Origin of the sequence: Hymenobacter frigidus (genome assembly GCF_014640435.1) — a bacterium.
Classification (GTDB): Bacteria; Bacteroidota; Bacteroidia; order Cytophagales; family Hymenobacteraceae; genus Hymenobacter; species Hymenobacter frigidus.
Window position 1 is genome coordinate 182761 of sequence record NZ_BMGY01000001.1, and the last position, 17777, is coordinate 200537.

A 17777-nucleotide genomic window follows, 5' to 3' on the forward strand; every position below is an offset into this window, starting at 1 on the left:
AAAGCCAAACGGGGCCGCAAAGTTACGCAACAACCGACCGGGCGGCATCTGTAGAAACAATTGTTTCCCGGGTTTTTCGAGCCCGGGCCACCGCCAGCACCGCTAGGAACTGCGCCCCGAATAACACGGTAGCCAACATGAGATGTACCGGTTGCACCGAAGCGGGCAGCGCGAAAGAGGCCAGTACAACGCCCGCCAGAATCTCCAGCACAATAATACCAAGTATGGCCACCACCAACTGGCGTAAGCCAGCGTATCCCAACTGCCATAGCTCGTAGCCCACATAGCAGTTCAAGAGCAGTACCAGGGCCGAAACAGTCCGGTGCACACTGAATGTACTTCCGAGCTGGGCAACCCACGTTTCGCGCCCCATGTAACCAGCCGCCGCGGATACCACATCGACCCGCTCCCGGACCTCCGTACCTAGCATAATCTGCCAGAACGTGAGGAGTAGCGCAGCCCAAAGCCACACATACAGCCCTAACCCTGGCTGACTGGTTATCACTGCGACGGTTCCTGATACGTCAGCGGCAACTTGGCTTCGCCGGGCCCTTCCCCATCGCGCCCGGTCTACCGCGTACAGCAGTAGGGCCACAATCACCAGCGCCAGCGCCATGTGAATAGTTACCATCACGGGTAGCAAATTGGTTGACACGACCAATGAGCCCAAATAGCCCTGTACTCCGGTGAGCAGGAACGAAGCCAATGCCAGCCAAAAAACAGCACGGTCACGCGACCAGTACGGCAGAGCAAAGACTACCGTCAGAAACACAAAAATACCAATCAGCGCCCCCAGCAAGCGGTTCACGTATTCAATCCAGGTTTTGACCGCGTTGAAATCAGTTTCGATGTACTGAGTTGGGTGCGCAAAAATGCTACCTGCTACCTGTGCGAAGCCCATCCGCTCGAGTGTGCGCGCCAGTTTTTGGTTTTTAGCCACTCGTTGCGCCGTATAAATCTCCTTATAATTGACTGGCAGCTGGCTCGCTTCCGTGGGCGGAATCCAACGACCAAAGCATTTTGGCCAATCTGGGCAGCCCATGCCGCTACCCGTGCTACGCACTACGCCGCCCACCAGAATGAGTAAATACACCGATACTACCGTCAGAATGCCTACTAAACGGAAACGGCGTATGACGGGGCTAATTTGAAAATTCTCCATGATAAAAATATTTCCTGCGCTATCGGTACCCGATTACGCCGGGTAAATCAATAAGATTTTAGTTTATTGAGCTAAACCCATGACACAAAAACGGGCCGCCGATTGGGCGGCCCGCTTCGGGACTTAGTTAGCGGTCAGCTAATCGACTAGTTCTTGCTCGTAGGGCAGGTTAGACGATTTCGTCTGCGAATACGGCACGTTCTGCGGAATAAAGTCCGACTCTGACCCAGGTTTGCTGTAGTCATAGGGCCAGCGATAGACGGCGGGTATTTCGCCGGGCCAGTTGCCGTGACCAAGCTCAACAGGCGTAGTCCACTCCAGCGTAGTCGAATTCCAGGGATTCTGGGTGGCGCGACGGCCACGGAAAATGCTGTAGAAGAAGTTGAAGAGGAAGATGAACTGACCCAGGAAAGCAATGATGGCTGCAATCGAGATGAACTTGTTCATATCGGCGAATTGCGAGAAGGCATCAAAACCAGTCCAGGCGTAGTAGCGGCGGGGGAAACCAGCAATGCCCACATAGTGCATTGGCAGGAACACGAGGTACACACCGGCAAACGTCAACCAAAAGTGGATGTAGCCCAGCTTCTCGTCCATCATGCGGCCAAACATCTTAGGAAACCAATGGTAAACCCCGGCATACAAGCCGAAGAAAGCAGCGCTACCCATTACCAAGTGAAAGTGAGCTACCACAAAGTAAGTGTTGTGCATCTGAATGTCCAGCGTAGCGTTGCCGAGGATAATACCCGTCAAGCCACCCGAAATAAACAACGACACAAAACCAATGGCGAACAACATGGCGGCGGTGAAGCGGATGTTACCGCGCCACAGGGTTGCCAGCCAGTTAAACACTTTCACGCCCGAAGGCACGGCGATAATGAGTGTCAAGAACATGAAGACCGAGCCGAGGAAGGGGTTCATGCCCGTTACGAACATGTGGTGAGCCCACACAACGAACGACAACATCGAAATACCAATCAGCGAGCCAATCATTGCGCGGTAGCCGAAGATGGGCTTACGAGCATTCGTGGCCAGCACTTCCGACACCATGCCCATGGCCGGCATAATTACGATGTATACCTCAGGGTGCCCCAGGAACCAGAACAAGTGCTGGAACAATACTGGCGAACCGCCTTGATTGCTTAGCGCCTGGCCGGCAATGTAGATGTCTGAGAGAAAGAACGAGGTACCGAACGAACGGTCAAACACCAGCAGCAATGCCGCTGAGAACAATACCGGGAACGACAGAATACCGAGGATAGCCGTTAGGAAGAAAGCCCAGATGGTGAGCGGCAACTTGCTCATGCTCATGCCACGGGTACGCAGGTTGATGACCGTAGTCACGTAATTCACACCGCCCAATAGCTGCGATACGATAAAGAACACCATGCTCACCAGCCACAGCGTCATACCAGCACCGGAACCAGGAATGGCTTGGGGCAGGGCACTCAGCGGCGGGTAGATTGTCCAGCCCGCTGCAGCAGGACCAGTCTCAATGAACAGCGACGAGAACATGATAACGCTCGACAGGAAAAAGAACCAGTACGAGAGCATGTTCATAAAGCCCGAGGCCATATCGCGGGCACCTACTTGCAACGGAATCAGGAAGTTCGAGAACGTACCGCTCAAGCCAGCCGTTAGCACAAAGAATACCATGATGGTACCGTGCATCGTAACTAGTGCCAGGTAGAATTCCGGGTTCAGCTTACCAGCCTGAATCCAGCCTCCGAGAACCGGCTTCAGCCACTCCATGGTGCCTTCGGGCCAGCCCAGCTGCAAGCGGAATAAGCTCGAGAGCGTACCACCAACAATAGCCCATAAGATGCCAGTAATCAGAAACTGCTTGCCAATCTGCTTGTGGTCTTGGCTAAATACGTATTTCCACAGCCAGTGCTGGTCATGGTGCTCGTGCTCATCGTGAAGCGAATGTTCACCATGTTCGATAACCGGCACCGGAGCGGAACCAATACCGCCCTGCGTTTGCACGCCCGGTGAAAGATTTGGTTTGGGTGTCATGTCTGACATAGCGGAATACCGTTATTAGTTATTAATAGGAGGCGGCCAAAGGCACGGGAGCTGCTTCTATTTCCTTGGTTGCTGCAGCTACTGGGATAACCATCGTTTTGGCTTTCTGTTTGAGGGCAGCCATAACTTCTGGGTTCTTTTGCGAGAAAGACTGCTGCGCGGCATACCAGTTCTGATAATCATCAGGCTCGTCTACAATCACGGTGGCTTTCATGGCGAAGTGGCTACCGCCGCACACCTGGTTACAGGCTAGCTCGTAATTGAACTTGGGGTTTCCCAGCTTGGCACGCATCTCGTCGGTGGTCACCGTTGGGGTAAACCAGAAACGGGTTGGCATGCCGGGCACGGCGTACATCTGCACGCGGAAATGCGGCATGTATACGGCGTGCAGTACGTCACGCGAGCGAATCTTAATCAGTACTGGTACACCTTTGGGAACGTGAACCTCACTGGTCGTAAAATCGTCAAGCGCAGATTTATCGCTGAGGTCAAAACCCCATTCGTTTACGGCGTCAATCATGCGGTAATTCACCACGCCCAGCTTCATGTCGCGACCAGGATAGCGCACCAACCAGTTAAATTGCTTGCCCATTACTTCAACTACCACCGAATCCTTTGGAGCAGGCCCCGTAATACGAGTCCAAGCTTTCCAACCAGCAAAAATCAACGCCGCCATCACGATGGCAGGGATAATCGTCCAGATTACTTCAATTTTGTTGTTGTGCGCAAAAAAGTAAGCGCGACGGCCTTCCTTATACTGGTATTTGTAGGAATAAACAAACAGTAAGGTTTGGGTAATGGCGAAGGCCACTCCAATCACCGCCATTGTAATCCAGAACATGCGCTCCATCTGGTGCCCGTGCACCGAAGCAACAGGCGGATTCATCTTGCTGAAGTTCTCAACAAAAGAATAAGCGAACCATGAGCCACCTCCTACCAAGAAGACCAGCATCAGAATAGCATTCACGCTATTGCTCATGCCAATATCCCGGGTGAAAGTGCCCGAAAAAATAGAAGTAAAAATCTGCAAGCGAAACAGCAGGCCGAATACGACCAACAGCAACACTAACACCAGCGAAATGGTCAGAACAGTCATTGAGTTTAGTAGTAGGTACTAAGTAATATGTATCAAAAAGCAGATGCTAACCCGCGCAGGAATTTGCTATCTACTTCTTGATACTGAAATCTAAAGCACTAGGTAGTGTGGTGTATGCTCTCGTCCAGGAACGGATGGTTGACCGGAACGAGTGAGGCCGAAGCTAGGCGGCGCGTGAACAGAATCAGAAAAGCACCAAGGAAAATAGCAGCTACACCAATCTCAATAAGAAACCCATTTTCGCCCTTCAAAGTGCCCGGCATAAGCATTAAATAGAAGTCTGACCAGTGACCGATGAGAATGGCAATGGCGACGATTTTCATAACAATCATCTGACGCTTGGCATCCCGCGTCATCAGCCCGAGGAAGGGGAATACAAAGTTGATGGCAATGTTGAAATAGAACATACCGGTGTAGCGACCGTCGAAGCCACCAAGGCGTTGATTGAAGTAAACCGCTTCTTCAGGTAAGTTAGCATACCAAATCAGCATAAACTGCGAGAACCACACGTAGGTCCAGAAAATGCTGAAGCCAAACATCAGCTTGCCCAAGTCGTGCAGGTGGCTGGATGTTAAAGCGCGGAGATAACCAGCTTGTTTAAGGAAAATAGCAGTAAGCGCAATTGCAGCAATACCGGACACCCACCACGAGGCGAAAACGTACCAGCCAAACAAGGTACTGAACCAATGCGGGTCAACCGACATCACCCAATCCCAAGCCGACATCGACGAAGTCACGGCGTACAACACCAGGAACAGGGCCGATGCCGTGATGCTCTTGTGGAACCAGTAAGTGCCACCGAGCAAGTCTTCCTTCAGCGACAGCTGACGCAGCTTCCAGCTGAAAGCACCCCAGATAACGAGGTAGCTCACCATCCGGATGACGTAGAACGGCAGGTTCAGGAAACCACTTTTACCCGCAATGATGGCGTCGTAATTGGCATTGCCTTTCTCCATGATGCCCTCGTGGGTCCAGTGAAAAATGTCATGGCGACCAACAAGGAAAACAATGAGCATAATCACACCCCCGGGGATAACCCAGGCGCTGAGTGCTTCCGCAATCCGCTTTACCATCACCGACCAGCCAGCGTAAGCCACATAGTTGATGGCCATGAACACGGTCCCAACCGTCGAAACACCCAGGAAAAACAGATTACTGTGCCAGAGGCTTATAATCAGGCGCTTCAGCCAAATGGGGCCGCCTTCATGTGCAGCACCATTGGCGGCAGCGGCGGTGTGGCCAGCAGCTTCAGTGTGCTCAGCCGCACCCCAGCCCAATACTGAGGCCAAAATACCGAGTACCATTATCACCACACCGGTGATGATGATGGCCAAAAAAGTTTTACGGGCGCCATCCGTAACGACGAGGTGTTCAGCCGTGGCGCTTTCTTGATGCGTCAGAGTTGCCATAGTGCGTTAGTTAGAGGTACCGTTAGTTTTAGTATTGCCTTCACCCGGCGTTTCGGAGCCGGTGCCAGCCTGAGCTTGCCCTACGGGAGCCTGGTTGGTAGCATCTGTCATTTCAGTTGAGTCGTTGGCGGTGCTGGTGGGGCCTTTGGCTATCAGCTTGCTTAGTGCATCGGGGCCTTCGCCACGCTGCAGCACGCGGACGTACATGGCGATTTTCCAACGTTCCTCCGGGTTCACAATCGAGCCGTGGGGCATCATGCGGTTGCGGCCCCATTGGATGACATGATAGATGTGCCCATCATTCATGGTTTTGTAAGCACCAGCGGTATAATTGGGCACGCCTTTGTATTTTTCAGCTACTGCGCCGTTACCGGCTCCTTCTTCCCCATGACAATGGGAACAGATGCGGGTATATAGAACCTTACCTTCCTCAAGATTGGCTTTAGTGTAAGGATATGGGTTGCGCAACGTACGCTCAGCAATGCCTACACTATCTTTTGGAATGTGGTCGTAATAATCCATCTTACCGCGGGGCACCGTGCCATTAGCTGGCGTACGCTGGTTGATACCGAAAGAGTTGACCGTATTGAAATGGGTCTGGCTCAAAGGGTCGTACGGAATAGACTCGTACATCTCCGGCGCGTATTCAACGCCCGGGTCGTTTCCATCGTGGGTGCAGGCCGTGGTGGCGAGCCCCAGAGATAGCAGCAGCGCCGAAATGCGCAGGCTCAGGTTCAGCGGATGCATCATTAGTTTTGGGTCATCTCTTTTTGGTTGACTTCTGACGCACCGTTCTCGCGCAGCAGTTGTGTCAGCCGGGGAAGTTGCGAACTGGTTTCATCCAATTCGATGGCCATTACAAACTTGTCGTCAGTGGCACGTACATCCATCACTGGCACTTTGAACCGTGGATACAGCCCTGAGATAATGAAAAACGTAATGGCCATGCCATGACAGGTAAAAAACACCGTCAATTCGAAGGAAACCGGGACAAAGGCAGGCAGTGAGATGTGCGGTTTACCACCGATAATCATCGGCCAGTCGAAACCCAACATGTAAATCTGAAGCCACAACGAGAAAGCTAATCCTGTCATCCCGAAAAAGAACGCAGCGATAGGTAGGCGCGAGCGCTCGATACCCAAGGCATCATCGATGCCGTGTACCGGATATGGCGAAAATACATCGTGAATTTTCACGCCGGCAGCGCGCACGTTCTCAACGGCGTGCAGCAGCACATCCTCGTCTTCGAAGATGCCAAGAGCGAATTGCTTAGTCATGCTTGTTATAATTTACGGGAGCCGAAGCCGGTACTCCGTGAATGACAGGTTGAGCAGCGGGAGTGGCGTGTGCTTTGTCAGGATTATAGGTCGGGCCACTGTCAACGGTATACTTCAGGATGGCCTTTACCTCAGCCATGTTAATCACGGGGAAGAACTTGGCGAAGAGAAGGAACAGCGTGAAGAAAAGGCCCAGCGTACCCACATACAACCCGATATCGATGATAGAGGGCGAGAACATGGCCCAGCTCGATGGCAGGTAGTCGCGGTGCAGCGAAGTCACGATGATTACGAAGCGCTCGAACCACATACCGATGTTCACGATGATGGAAAGAACGAACGTGAGCGGAATGCTGTAACGCACCCGACGGAACCACACCAGCTGCGGCGTGATTACGTTGCAGGTCATCATGGCCGCGTAAGCCCACCAGTAAGGACCGGTAGCGCGGTTGATGAAAGCGTATTGTTCAAACTCAACCTGCGAGTACCAGGCTATGAAGAATTCCGTGATGTAAGCCACACCCACGATGGAGCCAGTTACCATCATGATTTTATTCATCAACGCGATGTGCTCCAACGTAATGTAGTCTTCAAGGCGGAAAACCACGCGGGTAATCAGCATCAGGGTGAGCACCATGGCGAAACCCGAGAAGATAGCACCAGCCACAAAGTAGGGCGGGAAGATGGTGGTGTGCCAGCCTGGTACAATTGACGTAGCAAAGTCCATCGACACAATCGTGTGTACCGAGAGTACCAGCGGGGTCGAGACACCGGCCAGAATCAGCGATACCGTTTCGTAGCGCGACCACGCTTTGGCCGAACCTTTCCAGCCGAAGCTCAGCATCGAGTAGCTGAACTTGGCAATGGTGCCTTTGGCACGGTCCCGAATCGAAGCGAAGTCGGGAATCAGGCCGATGTACCAGAATACCAGCGATACGGTGAAGTAAGTCGAGATGGCAAATACGTCCCAGAGCAGCGGCGAATTGAAGTTAGCCCACAGCGAACCAAGCGTATTCTGGAATGGAAAAACGTAGAATGCCAACCACGGACGGCCCATGTGCAATACCGGGAACATGGCGGCGCAGATTACGGCGAAGATGGTCATGGCCTCGGCGGCCCGGTTGATGGATGAGCGCCACTTCTGACGGAACAACAGCAACACGGCCGAAATCAGCGTACCGGCGTGGCCGATGCCTACCCACCACACGAAGTTGGTGATGTCCCAAGCCCAGTTCACGGTTTTGTTCAGGCCCCATTCCCCGATACCGTACCATACGGTGCGGTAAACCGAGTAAAAGAAGATTCCCAAGAAAAACAGAGCCACGCTCAAAGCCGCCATCCAACGTAAGTTGGGCTTGGCTTCGACCTGATAGCAGATGTCTTGCGTTACGTCGTGTAACGTCTTGCCGCCAGTTACGAGCGGCTCGCGTACGGATGATACGTGCTGCATAATCTTATATATTAAGCGTTTTCTTTAGCAAAAAACTCCGACTCCGCGTTCCGAATCTTGGTCAAATAAGTTACGTTCGGCTGTACGTTAATAGAATCCAAGGAATGGAAGGCGCGCTCACCGTCTTCGCGGCGCAACAACTGGCTGATGCGGCTCTTAGGGTCGCGCATGTCGCCGAAGACGATGGCATCGGTGGGGCACGACTGAGCACAGGCCGTCACAATCTCGCCGTCCTGAGGGCGACGCTTCTGCTTTTTAGCTTCGAGCTTGCCCAGCTGAATGCGCTGAATGCAGAACGTGCACTTCTCCATTACACCGCGTGCCCGTACGGTCACATCCGGGTTTAGCACCATCCGACCGAGGTCGGTGAACATGTGGCCGTTCACGGTTTCAAATTTCTCGTTCGAGTAGTACGAGAACCAGTTGAAGCGACGCACTTTGTACGGACAGTTGTTGGCGCAGTAGCGGGTGCCAATGCAACGGTTGTAGGTCATCTGGTTGATGCCTTCCGAGCTGTGCGTGGTAGCCAGTACGGGGCACACCGTTTCGCAGGGTGCGTGGTTGCACTGCTGGCACATCATCGGCTGGAAAATCACCTGCGGGTTGTCCGATGGGTCTTCCATAGCGGCGTAGGTAGCCACTTTACCTTTGGTTTCGAACTCGTCCTTGTGGTGGTCCGAGCTGTAGTAGCGGTCAATGCGCATCCAGTGCATCTCGCGGCGGTTGATTACCTGCTGCTTGCCCACTACGGCAATGTTGTTCTCAGTCTGGCACCCAATCACGCACGAGCCGCAGCCAATGCACGAGTTTAGGTCCACGGCCATGCCCCAGTGGTGGTTATTGTACTGGTAGTCCTGCCATAACGAAACCTTGCTAGGCTTCTCCATGCCATCGGGGGTAGACACCAGCTCGTACTCAGTTACCTCTTTGGGGTTCTTCTTGTACTGAGCCAGCGTGTTTTCCTGCACCACCGGCTTGCGGTCCATGATGGTGTGGTGCGTCTGGGTCTGGGCGATGGGCGACGTAGCCTCCGTCTTGGCCAGCGTCACCACGTTCATATACATGATGCCATTGGCACCAGTCATTGCTAACGGAGCAGCATTCTCTCCTACCTTGTCGCCGGCTTTACCAGCCAGCGTGCGGCCGTAGCCGAGGGCAATGCTCACCGAGCCATTGGCCTGGCCGGGTTGAATCAGCACGGGCAGCTCGACGCTGCGGCCATTGGCGCTCACTTTAATTACATCACCCTGCTCCCACTTGTTCTCAATAGCCATCTTACGCGGCACAGCGAGATAGTTGCCCCAGGTAGCTTTCGAAATCGGGTCGGGCAATTCCTGCAGGAACGGATTATTAGCTTCGGTACCAGCGGCACTGAGGCCAACTTTTTCATACAGGGCCAACTCAATACCGTTCGGCTTGGCAGCACCGCTGATTTGGCTAGCGGCGGCTGCGAGACTCATTGCGGCAGTCATCATGGCCGGTGCGGCGGGCAGGGCAGTACCCGTTGCTACTCCGTCGTGCACAACCTTGTCCCAGGCGGCATCAGTCGGTGTTACACCGCGCCAGTTAGCTCGTAGGTAGCGGTAGTAAGTTGTGTTGTTGCCAGCCCATTGCAGCAGGCTTTCCTGCGCCTGACGGGTGGCAAACAGCGGCGTGATGACCGGCTGCGAAAGGCTGAGGAAACCGCTCTTCGGCTCAAAGTCATTCCACGATTCCAGCCAGTGGCTGTCGGGAGCAGCGTACTGGCAGAGCGTACCGGTTTCGTCCAAACGGTCGTTGAGCGAAATGGTTAGAGCCACTTTGGCGATGCCCGACTTTACTTTCTCAGCCAACGGGTGATTATACACCGGGTTGGCATTGTAGAAGATAACCGCGCCTACGCTGCCGTTATTCATGTCATTCACCAGCGCGGCCATGCGAGCATCGTCGCCTTGGCGCACGTTGCTCGAAGCAGTTCCAACTGTTGTTCCGGCATTGCCGAGGGATTGGTTGATAGCCGTTACCAGCGTCTGCACAGCGGGGTCATTCGAACCCGAAACCACGAGGCCAGTGCTACCACTAGCTTTCAGCTCGGCGGCGGCCACGGCCAACTGCTTGCTGTAGGTGGCGCTGCCGGCTGCAGCCCCGCCGCCTACAATAGCATTGTACAAGCCCAGCGCAACAGCGCCAATTTCCGACGGTTTCACCGGCACGCGCACATCGGCGTTGGAGCCGGTGAGCGACATATTGGGTTCAAACTGAAAGTGGCGCGACATGGTGCGCTTAGCGCTGCTCACCTTGCGATTCACAACGTACTGCTTGGCGTACTCAACCGGGGAAATCCAGGTACCGAGGAAATCGGCCCCAATGCTGACGATAACGTTAGCCTTGCCGAAGTCGTAACCGGGCACCACGCCACCGTTGGCTTGCAGCAGGCCACTGGCCGACTGCGCGTCATACATAACGTGGGTGGTGTTGGGGTAACGACCAGCGAATTCGGCGATGGCCTTCTTCGTGCTGGGGCTGATGATGGTGGGCGAAACGATGGCAATCCGACCAGTGGTTGCAGCCAGTTTGGTCCGGATTTCCTGGTCCACTTGCTTCACCTCAGCTTTCTGGCCTTTGATGGCGAAGTGCTGCAGGCGGCCACCATCGTACAGACTGAGAACCGCCGCCTGGGCGCGAGCCGAAAGGCCACCGCGCGTGATGGGTGACTCAGGGTTGCCTTCCAGCTTAATCGGCCGCCCGTCGCGGGCCTTCACCAGCACCGCGTTATAGTCGGAGCCGTTGAAATAGGTGGAAGCGTAAAAGTTAGAAATAGCCGGGTCAATCTCCTCGGGCTTATTCAGATAAGGAATAGATTTTTTAACCGGGGTTTCGCACGATGCCAAAGCGGCAGCGGCGACGCCAAAGCCCATTAGTTTGAGGAAGTCACGACGGGGAGCCGAAGTAGCATCGCTGCTCTCATGGCTTTCCTTGACCGGCATGAACTCGGCAAAAGCCGATTGCATGAACTCCGGGGCGTTTTCCAGTTCCTCAATTCCTTTCCAGTACTTCATTTGGGAGGGTAATCAGTAATCAGTATTGGGTAGTCAGTAATCAATAGCGAGTAGTTCAGTTACTGACTACCCAGTACTGTCTACTAAAAATCAAATTATTAGTAGTGGCACTTCGAGCACTCGGTGCCGCCATTCGACGATACGGTGAAGGGTGCGCCGGCATTCTTGGTGTCGTGCAGCTTCACGAGGTTGTCGTAGTACTTGTTGTCTTTGGCGTTGATGGGCATCTCGCGGTGGCAATTGATGCACCAGCCCATAGTGAGGGCCGAATACTGGTACACCACTTCCATATTCTGGATGGGACCATGGCAGGTCTGGCACTGTAGGCCAGCTACTTGCGTGTGCTGCGAGTGGTTGAAGTAAGCCAAATCGGGCAGGTTGTGGATACGCACCCATTGAATGGGTTGCTTGCGCTCGATGGCCCGGTAGATTTTCTTGATTTCAGGCGACTCCGTTTTAATCTGCCCGTGGCAGTTCATGCAGATGTTAGCCGAAGGAATGTTGGCTGACTTGCTTTTGTAAACCGAAGTATGGCAGTAGGCGCAATTAATCTGGTGTGTGCCAGCGTGCAGTTTGTGCGAGAAGGCAATTGGCTGAGTAGGCTGGTAGCCTTGCGTCAGGCCCACAGCCATTACACTTTGCACACCCTCATAAAGTAATACCAAGGCAAATACCGTCCCTACAATACCGCGCAGCATGGGCGAGCGGTAGAACTTGCTCCAATCGAAGCGCTGCTCCAGAATTTCAACGTCGCGGCCATCAAGGTCTTTGCGACCACGCAACACGTCCTTCATCAGGTTACCAATGATGACAAGCGTTACTACCAGCACAATCAGCACTACTACGAGAACGATGAGCAGAACATCAACATACTTACCACCACCGGCCTCAGTACCAGCGCCAGCAGAGTCTTTGCCGTCGACAGCGGCTACGTTGGCAACCGTAGGGCCAGCGGCTACCTTACCTTCTTCAGCCGTGACATAGGCGAAAATCGAGGTAATCTCTTTGTCCGAGAGGGCGAAAGAGGGCATTTGCTGCTTGTTATACTTGTTGTAGATAGCTACGGCGTAGTCATCGCCGCTGGCCACTACCTTGGTGGAATTCTTAATCCACGGGATGAGCCAGGCGATGGTGCGGCGTTTGGTTATACCAGACAAAGCCGGGCCTACAATCTGCTCATTAATGGCATGGCATTGCGTACAGTTGCCCTTAAAAAGGGCATCACCAGCGGCGATGGCGGCGGCATCACCACCGCCAGCAGCGGGCGCGGTGATGGTGGCGGGTGTAGCGGCGGCAGTAGCACCGGGCACTACACCTTCTTTTTTCACGTCGGCGGCACTTGCAGGTGCCTGAGCTGAGGCCTGTTGGGCACCGGCAAACGTGAGGAAGAACGCCAATAACAAATGAGGTATCGAACGGAGATGGATGCTATTCATAAGAAAATAGACGGTAAAACAAAACGCTAGGGCATTTCAAGGCCACAAATGTAAGTCAGGAATCGTAGGCGTCAAAAAGTAGAATACAATTTCTAGGCATGTCTGACTGCCCTTCTCACCACGCTTTACTGCATTGCGGCCTTGCCCAACCTTGCCATAAGACGCATGTACTCAACTACAGGTGTTGGTGTTACCCACCGACTAAAACCAAGCAAGCTGCATCCATCCGGCACGTATGATTAACCTCAAAGTACAGGTTTTTGTTGAGCCAAGCCGGCATAAACTCAGGGTTGACGGCCGCTGTGGTGAAGACATTTACTGCGCTCCGCACAAGCCGCATCTACGACTTGAACCACGAGCTGGCTTCTTTTCGACTATGTATCAAGGAAGAGCAAATCATACCTTGGCAATGTGCCGGAAAGTCAGTACCTTTGCGCCCCAATCAAATTTTTTCACCCCCAAAATTCACCACCATCGTAATGGAAGTAAGAAATTACGAGACGGTCTTCATCGTAACTCCCGTATTGAACGAGAGCCAAGTGCAAGAAACGGTCGAGAAGTTCACCCAGGTGCTTAAGGAAAATAGCGCCGCCATTGTATCCACCGAAGTCTGGGGCCTGCGCAAGCTGGCTTACCCGATTCAAAAGAAAACTACCGGCTACTATTTCTGCCTGTCGTTTACTGGCGAAGGCAACATCGTGGACGTGCTCGAACTGGCGTTCCGCCGCGACGAGCGCATCATCCGGTTCTTGACTACCGTGCTCGATAAGCACGCGGTTGAGTACAACAACCGTCGCCGCAACGGCGAAATGAACCAGCAGAAGGCTGCCAAGGAAACCGAAGCTGTAGCCCAATAACTCCGCAACGAACATGGCAACTCCCTCCTACAACCGGAACAATGACCGGTCGGCAATGAACAAGCCGCAGGACACCCGCAAGAAATACTGCCGCTTCAAGAAGAATGGCATTAAGTACGTGGACTACAAAGACCCGAACTTCCTGCTGAAGTTTGTGAACGAGCAGGGCCGCGTGCTGCCCCGGCGTCTCACCGGCACCAGCCTGAAGTTTCAGCGCAAAGTGACTCAGGCCATTGCTAAGGCCCGTCACCTGTCGCTGATGCCATACGTAGCCGACGCCCTGAAATAAATTATGAGTTATAAGTTATGAATTATGAATTGCTTACGGCGATTCGAGCTCATAACTAATAATTCAAAACTCATAATTCAAACAAGACATGGAAATCATCCTCAAAGACGACGTTAAGGGCCTCGGTTACAAGAACGATATCGTGACCGTGAAATCGGGCTACGGTCGCAACTTCTTGCTGCCGCAGGGCTTGGCCATGCTGGCCGACAAGACGAACAAGAAAATTACGGCTGAGAACGTGCGCCAGGCGGCCCACAAAGCCGACAAAGTGAAAGGCGACGCCCAAGCCATTGCCGACTCAGTTGGCGACATGGTACTGGATATCCCAGCCAAGATTGGTGAAAGCGGCAAGATTTTCGGCCGTGTTACCACGCTGCAACTGGCTGAGGCACTGAAGGCTAAAGGTGTGGACATTGACCGCAAGCGGTTGTCGTTCGACCAAGAGCCTGCTTCTGCCGGCGACTTCACTGCTACCGCTAACCTGCACAAGGAAGTGAAGCACACGGTGAAATTCCGCGTGGTAGCTGAGTAGTCTCGATTTCGATACTAATGAAAAAGCCCTGCCTTCTGGTGGGGCTTTTTTTATTCCTTCGCACGCGCCAGTGCCGGGTTAGGGGCTATTTTTGTTTTTGCGTAGTCAACCAGCGGGTAGTGGGCCATCAGGCCAGCCCCCATGGCAGTGCCAAGTCCTATTGGCTCTGCTACTGACTACCGCTTACTGACTACTTCGTTGATGTTTAGAACTGAACTAACTATTGCCCCGGCCACGAGCCAGCTACCGCGCACGGCGCGGGTACTCACCATGGGCTCCTGCTTCGCCGACAGTATGGGCGTGCGCCTCAATTCCTACAAGGTAGATGCGCTGGTGAATCCATTCGGCACGGTATTTCAGCCGCTGGCACTGGGCCGGCTGCTGCGCGCTGCAGCCGGTGAGGATGTAGACTGGCAGCAGCACTTGGTGCAAGCCCGCGGGCGCTGGCAGAGCTACGACCTGCACGGCAGCATCGGGGCCGACTCGCCGGTGGACCTGCTGCAGATTATTCAGGCGCTGGTGCAGCGCACGGGCGAGTTTCTGCGCGGGGCCGATGCCATTGCCCTGACGCTGGGTACGGCCTGGGCCTACCGCCTGCGCGAAACCGGCGAGCTGGTGAATAATTGCCACAAGCAGTCGGCCGACTTATTCGTGCGGGAACTGCTCACTCCCGATGATATCATCAACGGTTTGGCTGAAACGCACGCTTATTTGCGGCGCATCAACCCCGAACTGCGCTTCATCTTGACCGTGAGCCCGGTGCGTCATCTCAAAGACACGCTGCCGCTGAATACGGTGAGCAAGTCGGTGCTGCGAATAGCAACGCATATCCTGAGCGACCTGCTGCCCGGCGTGGAATATTTCCCAGCCTATGAGCTATTGACAGATGATTTGCGTGATTACCGATTCTATGCCGACGACATGCTGCATCCATCGGCGGTTGCTGAGGACTACATCTGGGACAAATTTGCCCGCACGTATTTTGACGCGGATTTTGGGCGGTTCCGCAAGGAATGGACGGCTGTGCGGCAGTCGCTGGGGCACCGCCCGCTGCACTCCGGCGCGCCGGAGCACCGTGAGTTTCTGGAGAGCACCCGCGAAAAGCTGGAGCAACTGAGCTTGCGGAAGGTGGACGTAGCGACTGAGCTACAGCAGGTGCGCGCTCAGCTGGCGGCGCTGCCGGTGCCCCAGCAGCCCGAACCCGCGCTGGAAATCGAGGATGACGAGGAACGGATTGACATTGGCGAGGGCGCTGCGGCTAAAGCAACAGAACTAACCGCGCCGAGAATTGCCGAAGCCAGGCCATCGGAAAACCGGCCTCCCCGGTTGTCGCCGGAAGAATTCCGGGCGCAGCGGGCAGCCCGGCCAGACCGCCCCGAGCGGGGCCGGCGCGATGGCCGGGGCAAAGGCCAGGTGCCTCAGCCCAGCGAGAACGAGCAGTTTCAAACGACGGCTTTTGAAACAGAAAGCCCGCTTACTTTGTCAACTTCGCCGGTAGAAACGCCACAAGCCGCCGCAATGCTGGCCACCGGGGTGGCTGAAGAAGCGGCTACCCTGCCGGGCCAAGAGGCAGGTACCAAAAAGAAGCGCCGCTCACGCGGCGGGGCAAAACGTACGGCCCGGAAGAATGCGCTGCTTTTAGCAGCTGAAATGGGTACAGATGCTGCTCAGGATGATGATTCCGTAACGAATTCGGATATTCCGGCGGACTTTACTGCTGCCGCCTCAGTGGGGCAAAACACGCGTCGAGAAGACCAAAAGACCAGTGTTATCACTAAATCGCAGCCAGTGAAGCGGGGCGGTCGGCGCGAAGATTCGGGCCGGGTACCACGCGTGGGATTGTTCGCAGCACCAGCACCAGCACCGGCAGATTTTGCGACTACTGAAACGCCGATTACGGATGCCGAATCACCGGTTTTGATTCCGTCGATGATTCCGACAGAATTACCGCAGGAAGGGGAAAATGCTTTGGCTACCCAGCCTGATGCAATAACTGGCCCTTCGCGCAACAGCCGCAACCGCAACAAACGGAAAGCCGCGAACGCACTAGCGAATTCGGTTCAAGAGACGGTTGCTCGGGCGGCGTCGGACACTGGCCTTGTGTCGGCGTTACCGATTGTTGATGCGGAGCAACTATCGAGTGCTGCCGAGCCCATGGCACGCCCAGAAAACCGCCGCGACAACCGCCGCCAGCCGCAGCGGCCAATAGCTGCGCTGCCCGAGACGGCACCTGGCACTACTGCCATTGCAGCCATTGGAGCTGTTTTAGCTCCGGAAGTGCCGAACCCGCCAACGGCTGCGAAGCGCTCGAGCCGCAAAAGCCGCGCTGTGAGCGGAGGACGCGCCGAAAAGCCCGCTTTTGATACTCCGGTCATTCCCGTGCAGGACGCCTCTATTGCACGCCTGCAGGTGGCGGCAGGCCGCATGACCGGTTCATCGGCCACTTTGGTGGAGCCAGTGGCAATGCCAAAACCGGTTTCCGTCAAGGCAGCTATTGCTAAGCCTATCGCTTCCAAAGCAAAATTGGCCAAAGCGCCCGTAGTGCCAAACATGCCAGTTGTAGCAGCATCAGTTGTAGCAGCACCAGTTGTAGCAGCACCAGTTGCAGCAGCACCAGTTGTAGCAGCACCAGTTGCAGCAGCACCAGTTGCAGCAGCACCAGTTGCAGCAGCACCAGTTGCAGCAGCACCAGTTGTAGCAGCACCAGTTGCAGCAGCACCAGTTGTAGCAGCACCAGTTGTAGCAGCACCAGTTGCAGCAGCACCAGTTGTAGCAGCACCAGTTGCAGCAGCACCAGTTGCAGCAGCACCTAAAGCCAAAGCGCCCGCAACCAAAGTTAAAGCTCCGGTTTCAGCCAAACCAACTAAGCCAGCACCAAAGGCTACGGTAGCTGCTGCCCAGATAATTAAACCAGTAGCTGCAGTAAAACCGGCAGCAAAGAAGCCAGCAATAGCTACCAAGAGCTCCAAAACAGCGGCTGCTAAGCCTGTAGCACCAGAAGCAGCTAAACCATCAACAAAGGGTAAGCCAGCAGCGAAGGCAGTTCCTAAACCGACAACTGTCAAGCCAGCTGCCGTGAAACCTGCTCCTGCCAAATCCGTGGAGAGCAAACCAGCACCGACTACAAAAGCAACAGCCAAGCCAGCCGCCGTAAAGCCCAAAACGCCGAAGAAGCCCACCAAGTAACTTCTCACAAACGACCTTAA

Annotated in this window: 13 protein-coding genes; 4 read left to right on the forward strand and 9 right to left on the reverse strand. The window is 54.5% G+C overall.

All coding sequences use genetic code 11. The annotated features are described in order from the left end of the window. Positions 1 to 22: 22 nt before the first annotated feature. From IEW17_RS00750 to IEW17_RS00790, 9 genes are all read right to left on the reverse strand, one after another. Positions 23 to 1162, reverse strand: coding sequence for a COX15/CtaA family protein (locus tag IEW17_RS00750; RefSeq protein WP_188560089.1), 1140 nt, complete (start codon positions 1160 to 1162; stop codon positions 23 to 25). A gap of 138 nt (positions 1163 to 1300) precedes the next feature. Next, positions 1301 to 3178 carry a cytochrome c oxidase subunit I gene (locus IEW17_RS00755; RefSeq protein ID WP_188560090.1) on the reverse strand — a complete coding sequence of 626 codons (1878 nt, stop codon included), beginning with the start codon at positions 3176 to 3178 and terminating at the stop codon, positions 1301 to 1303. 31 nt (positions 3179 to 3209) lie between these two features. Beyond that, positions 3210 to 4283 (reverse strand): cytochrome c oxidase subunit II, encoded by a 1074-nt coding sequence (locus IEW17_RS00760; RefSeq protein WP_188560091.1) that lies wholly within the window; start codon positions 4281 to 4283, stop codon positions 3210 to 3212. 98 nt (positions 4284 to 4381) lie between these two features. Further along, positions 4382 to 5692, reverse strand: a complete 1311-nt coding sequence (locus tag IEW17_RS00765) for a quinol:cytochrome C oxidoreductase (RefSeq protein WP_229748705.1) — start codon at positions 5690 to 5692, stop codon at positions 4382 to 4384. Positions 5693 to 5698: 6 nt separating this feature from the next. Further along, on the reverse strand, positions 5699 to 6442 hold the full coding sequence (locus IEW17_RS00770; protein WP_188560092.1) for a c-type cytochrome: 744 nt from the start codon (positions 6440 to 6442) through the stop codon (positions 5699 to 5701). Then, entirely contained in the window at positions 6442 to 6969 is a 528-nt protein-coding gene (locus IEW17_RS00775; protein WP_188560093.1) for a DUF3341 domain-containing protein, read from the reverse strand. The genes IEW17_RS00770 and IEW17_RS00775 overlap by 1 nt, the downstream gene beginning before the upstream one ends. After that, on the reverse strand, positions 6962 to 8419 hold the full coding sequence (gene nrfD / locus IEW17_RS00780) for an NrfD/PsrC family molybdoenzyme membrane anchor subunit (protein WP_229748707.1): 1458 nt from the start codon (positions 8417 to 8419) through the stop codon (positions 6962 to 6964). Before nrfD ends, IEW17_RS00775 begins: the two co-directional genes overlap by 8 nt. Positions 8420 to 8430: 11 nt before the next feature. After that, positions 8431 to 11457 (reverse strand): TAT-variant-translocated molybdopterin oxidoreductase, encoded by a 3027-nt coding sequence (locus tag IEW17_RS00785; protein WP_188560094.1) that lies wholly within the window; start codon positions 11455 to 11457, stop codon positions 8431 to 8433. Positions 11458 to 11555: 98 nt separating this feature from the next. Then, positions 11556 to 12893, reverse strand: a complete 1338-nt coding sequence (locus tag IEW17_RS00790; protein ID WP_188560095.1) for a c-type cytochrome — start codon at positions 12891 to 12893, stop codon at positions 11556 to 11558. Between the two features lie 479 nt (positions 12894 to 13372). On the opposite strand from IEW17_RS00790, the gene rpsF reads away from it, so the two are divergent. From rpsF to IEW17_RS21195, 4 genes are all read left to right on the forward strand, one after another. Next, on the forward strand, positions 13373 to 13750 hold the full coding sequence (gene rpsF / locus IEW17_RS00795) for a 30S ribosomal protein S6 (protein ID WP_188560096.1): 378 nt from the start codon (positions 13373 to 13375) through the stop codon (positions 13748 to 13750). Positions 13751 to 13805: 55 nt separating this feature from the next. Continuing rightward, a complete protein-coding gene (gene rpsR / locus IEW17_RS00800) occupies positions 13806 to 14039 on the forward strand; it encodes a 30S ribosomal protein S18 (RefSeq protein ID WP_188560159.1) in 234 nt (77 codons plus the stop codon). Positions 14040 to 14127: 88 nt separating this feature from the next. Beyond that, a complete protein-coding gene (gene rplI / locus IEW17_RS00805; protein WP_188560097.1) occupies positions 14128 to 14571 on the forward strand; it encodes a 50S ribosomal protein L9 in 444 nt (147 codons plus the stop codon). A 201-nt stretch (positions 14572 to 14772) separates the two neighbouring features. Then, the gene (locus IEW17_RS21195; RefSeq protein ID WP_188560098.1) at positions 14773 to 17757 is read left to right on the forward strand and encodes a GSCFA domain-containing protein; all 2985 of its coding nucleotides are present in this window, start codon (positions 14773 to 14775) and stop codon (positions 17755 to 17757) included. The last annotated feature ends 20 nt before the right edge of the window (positions 17758 to 17777 follow it).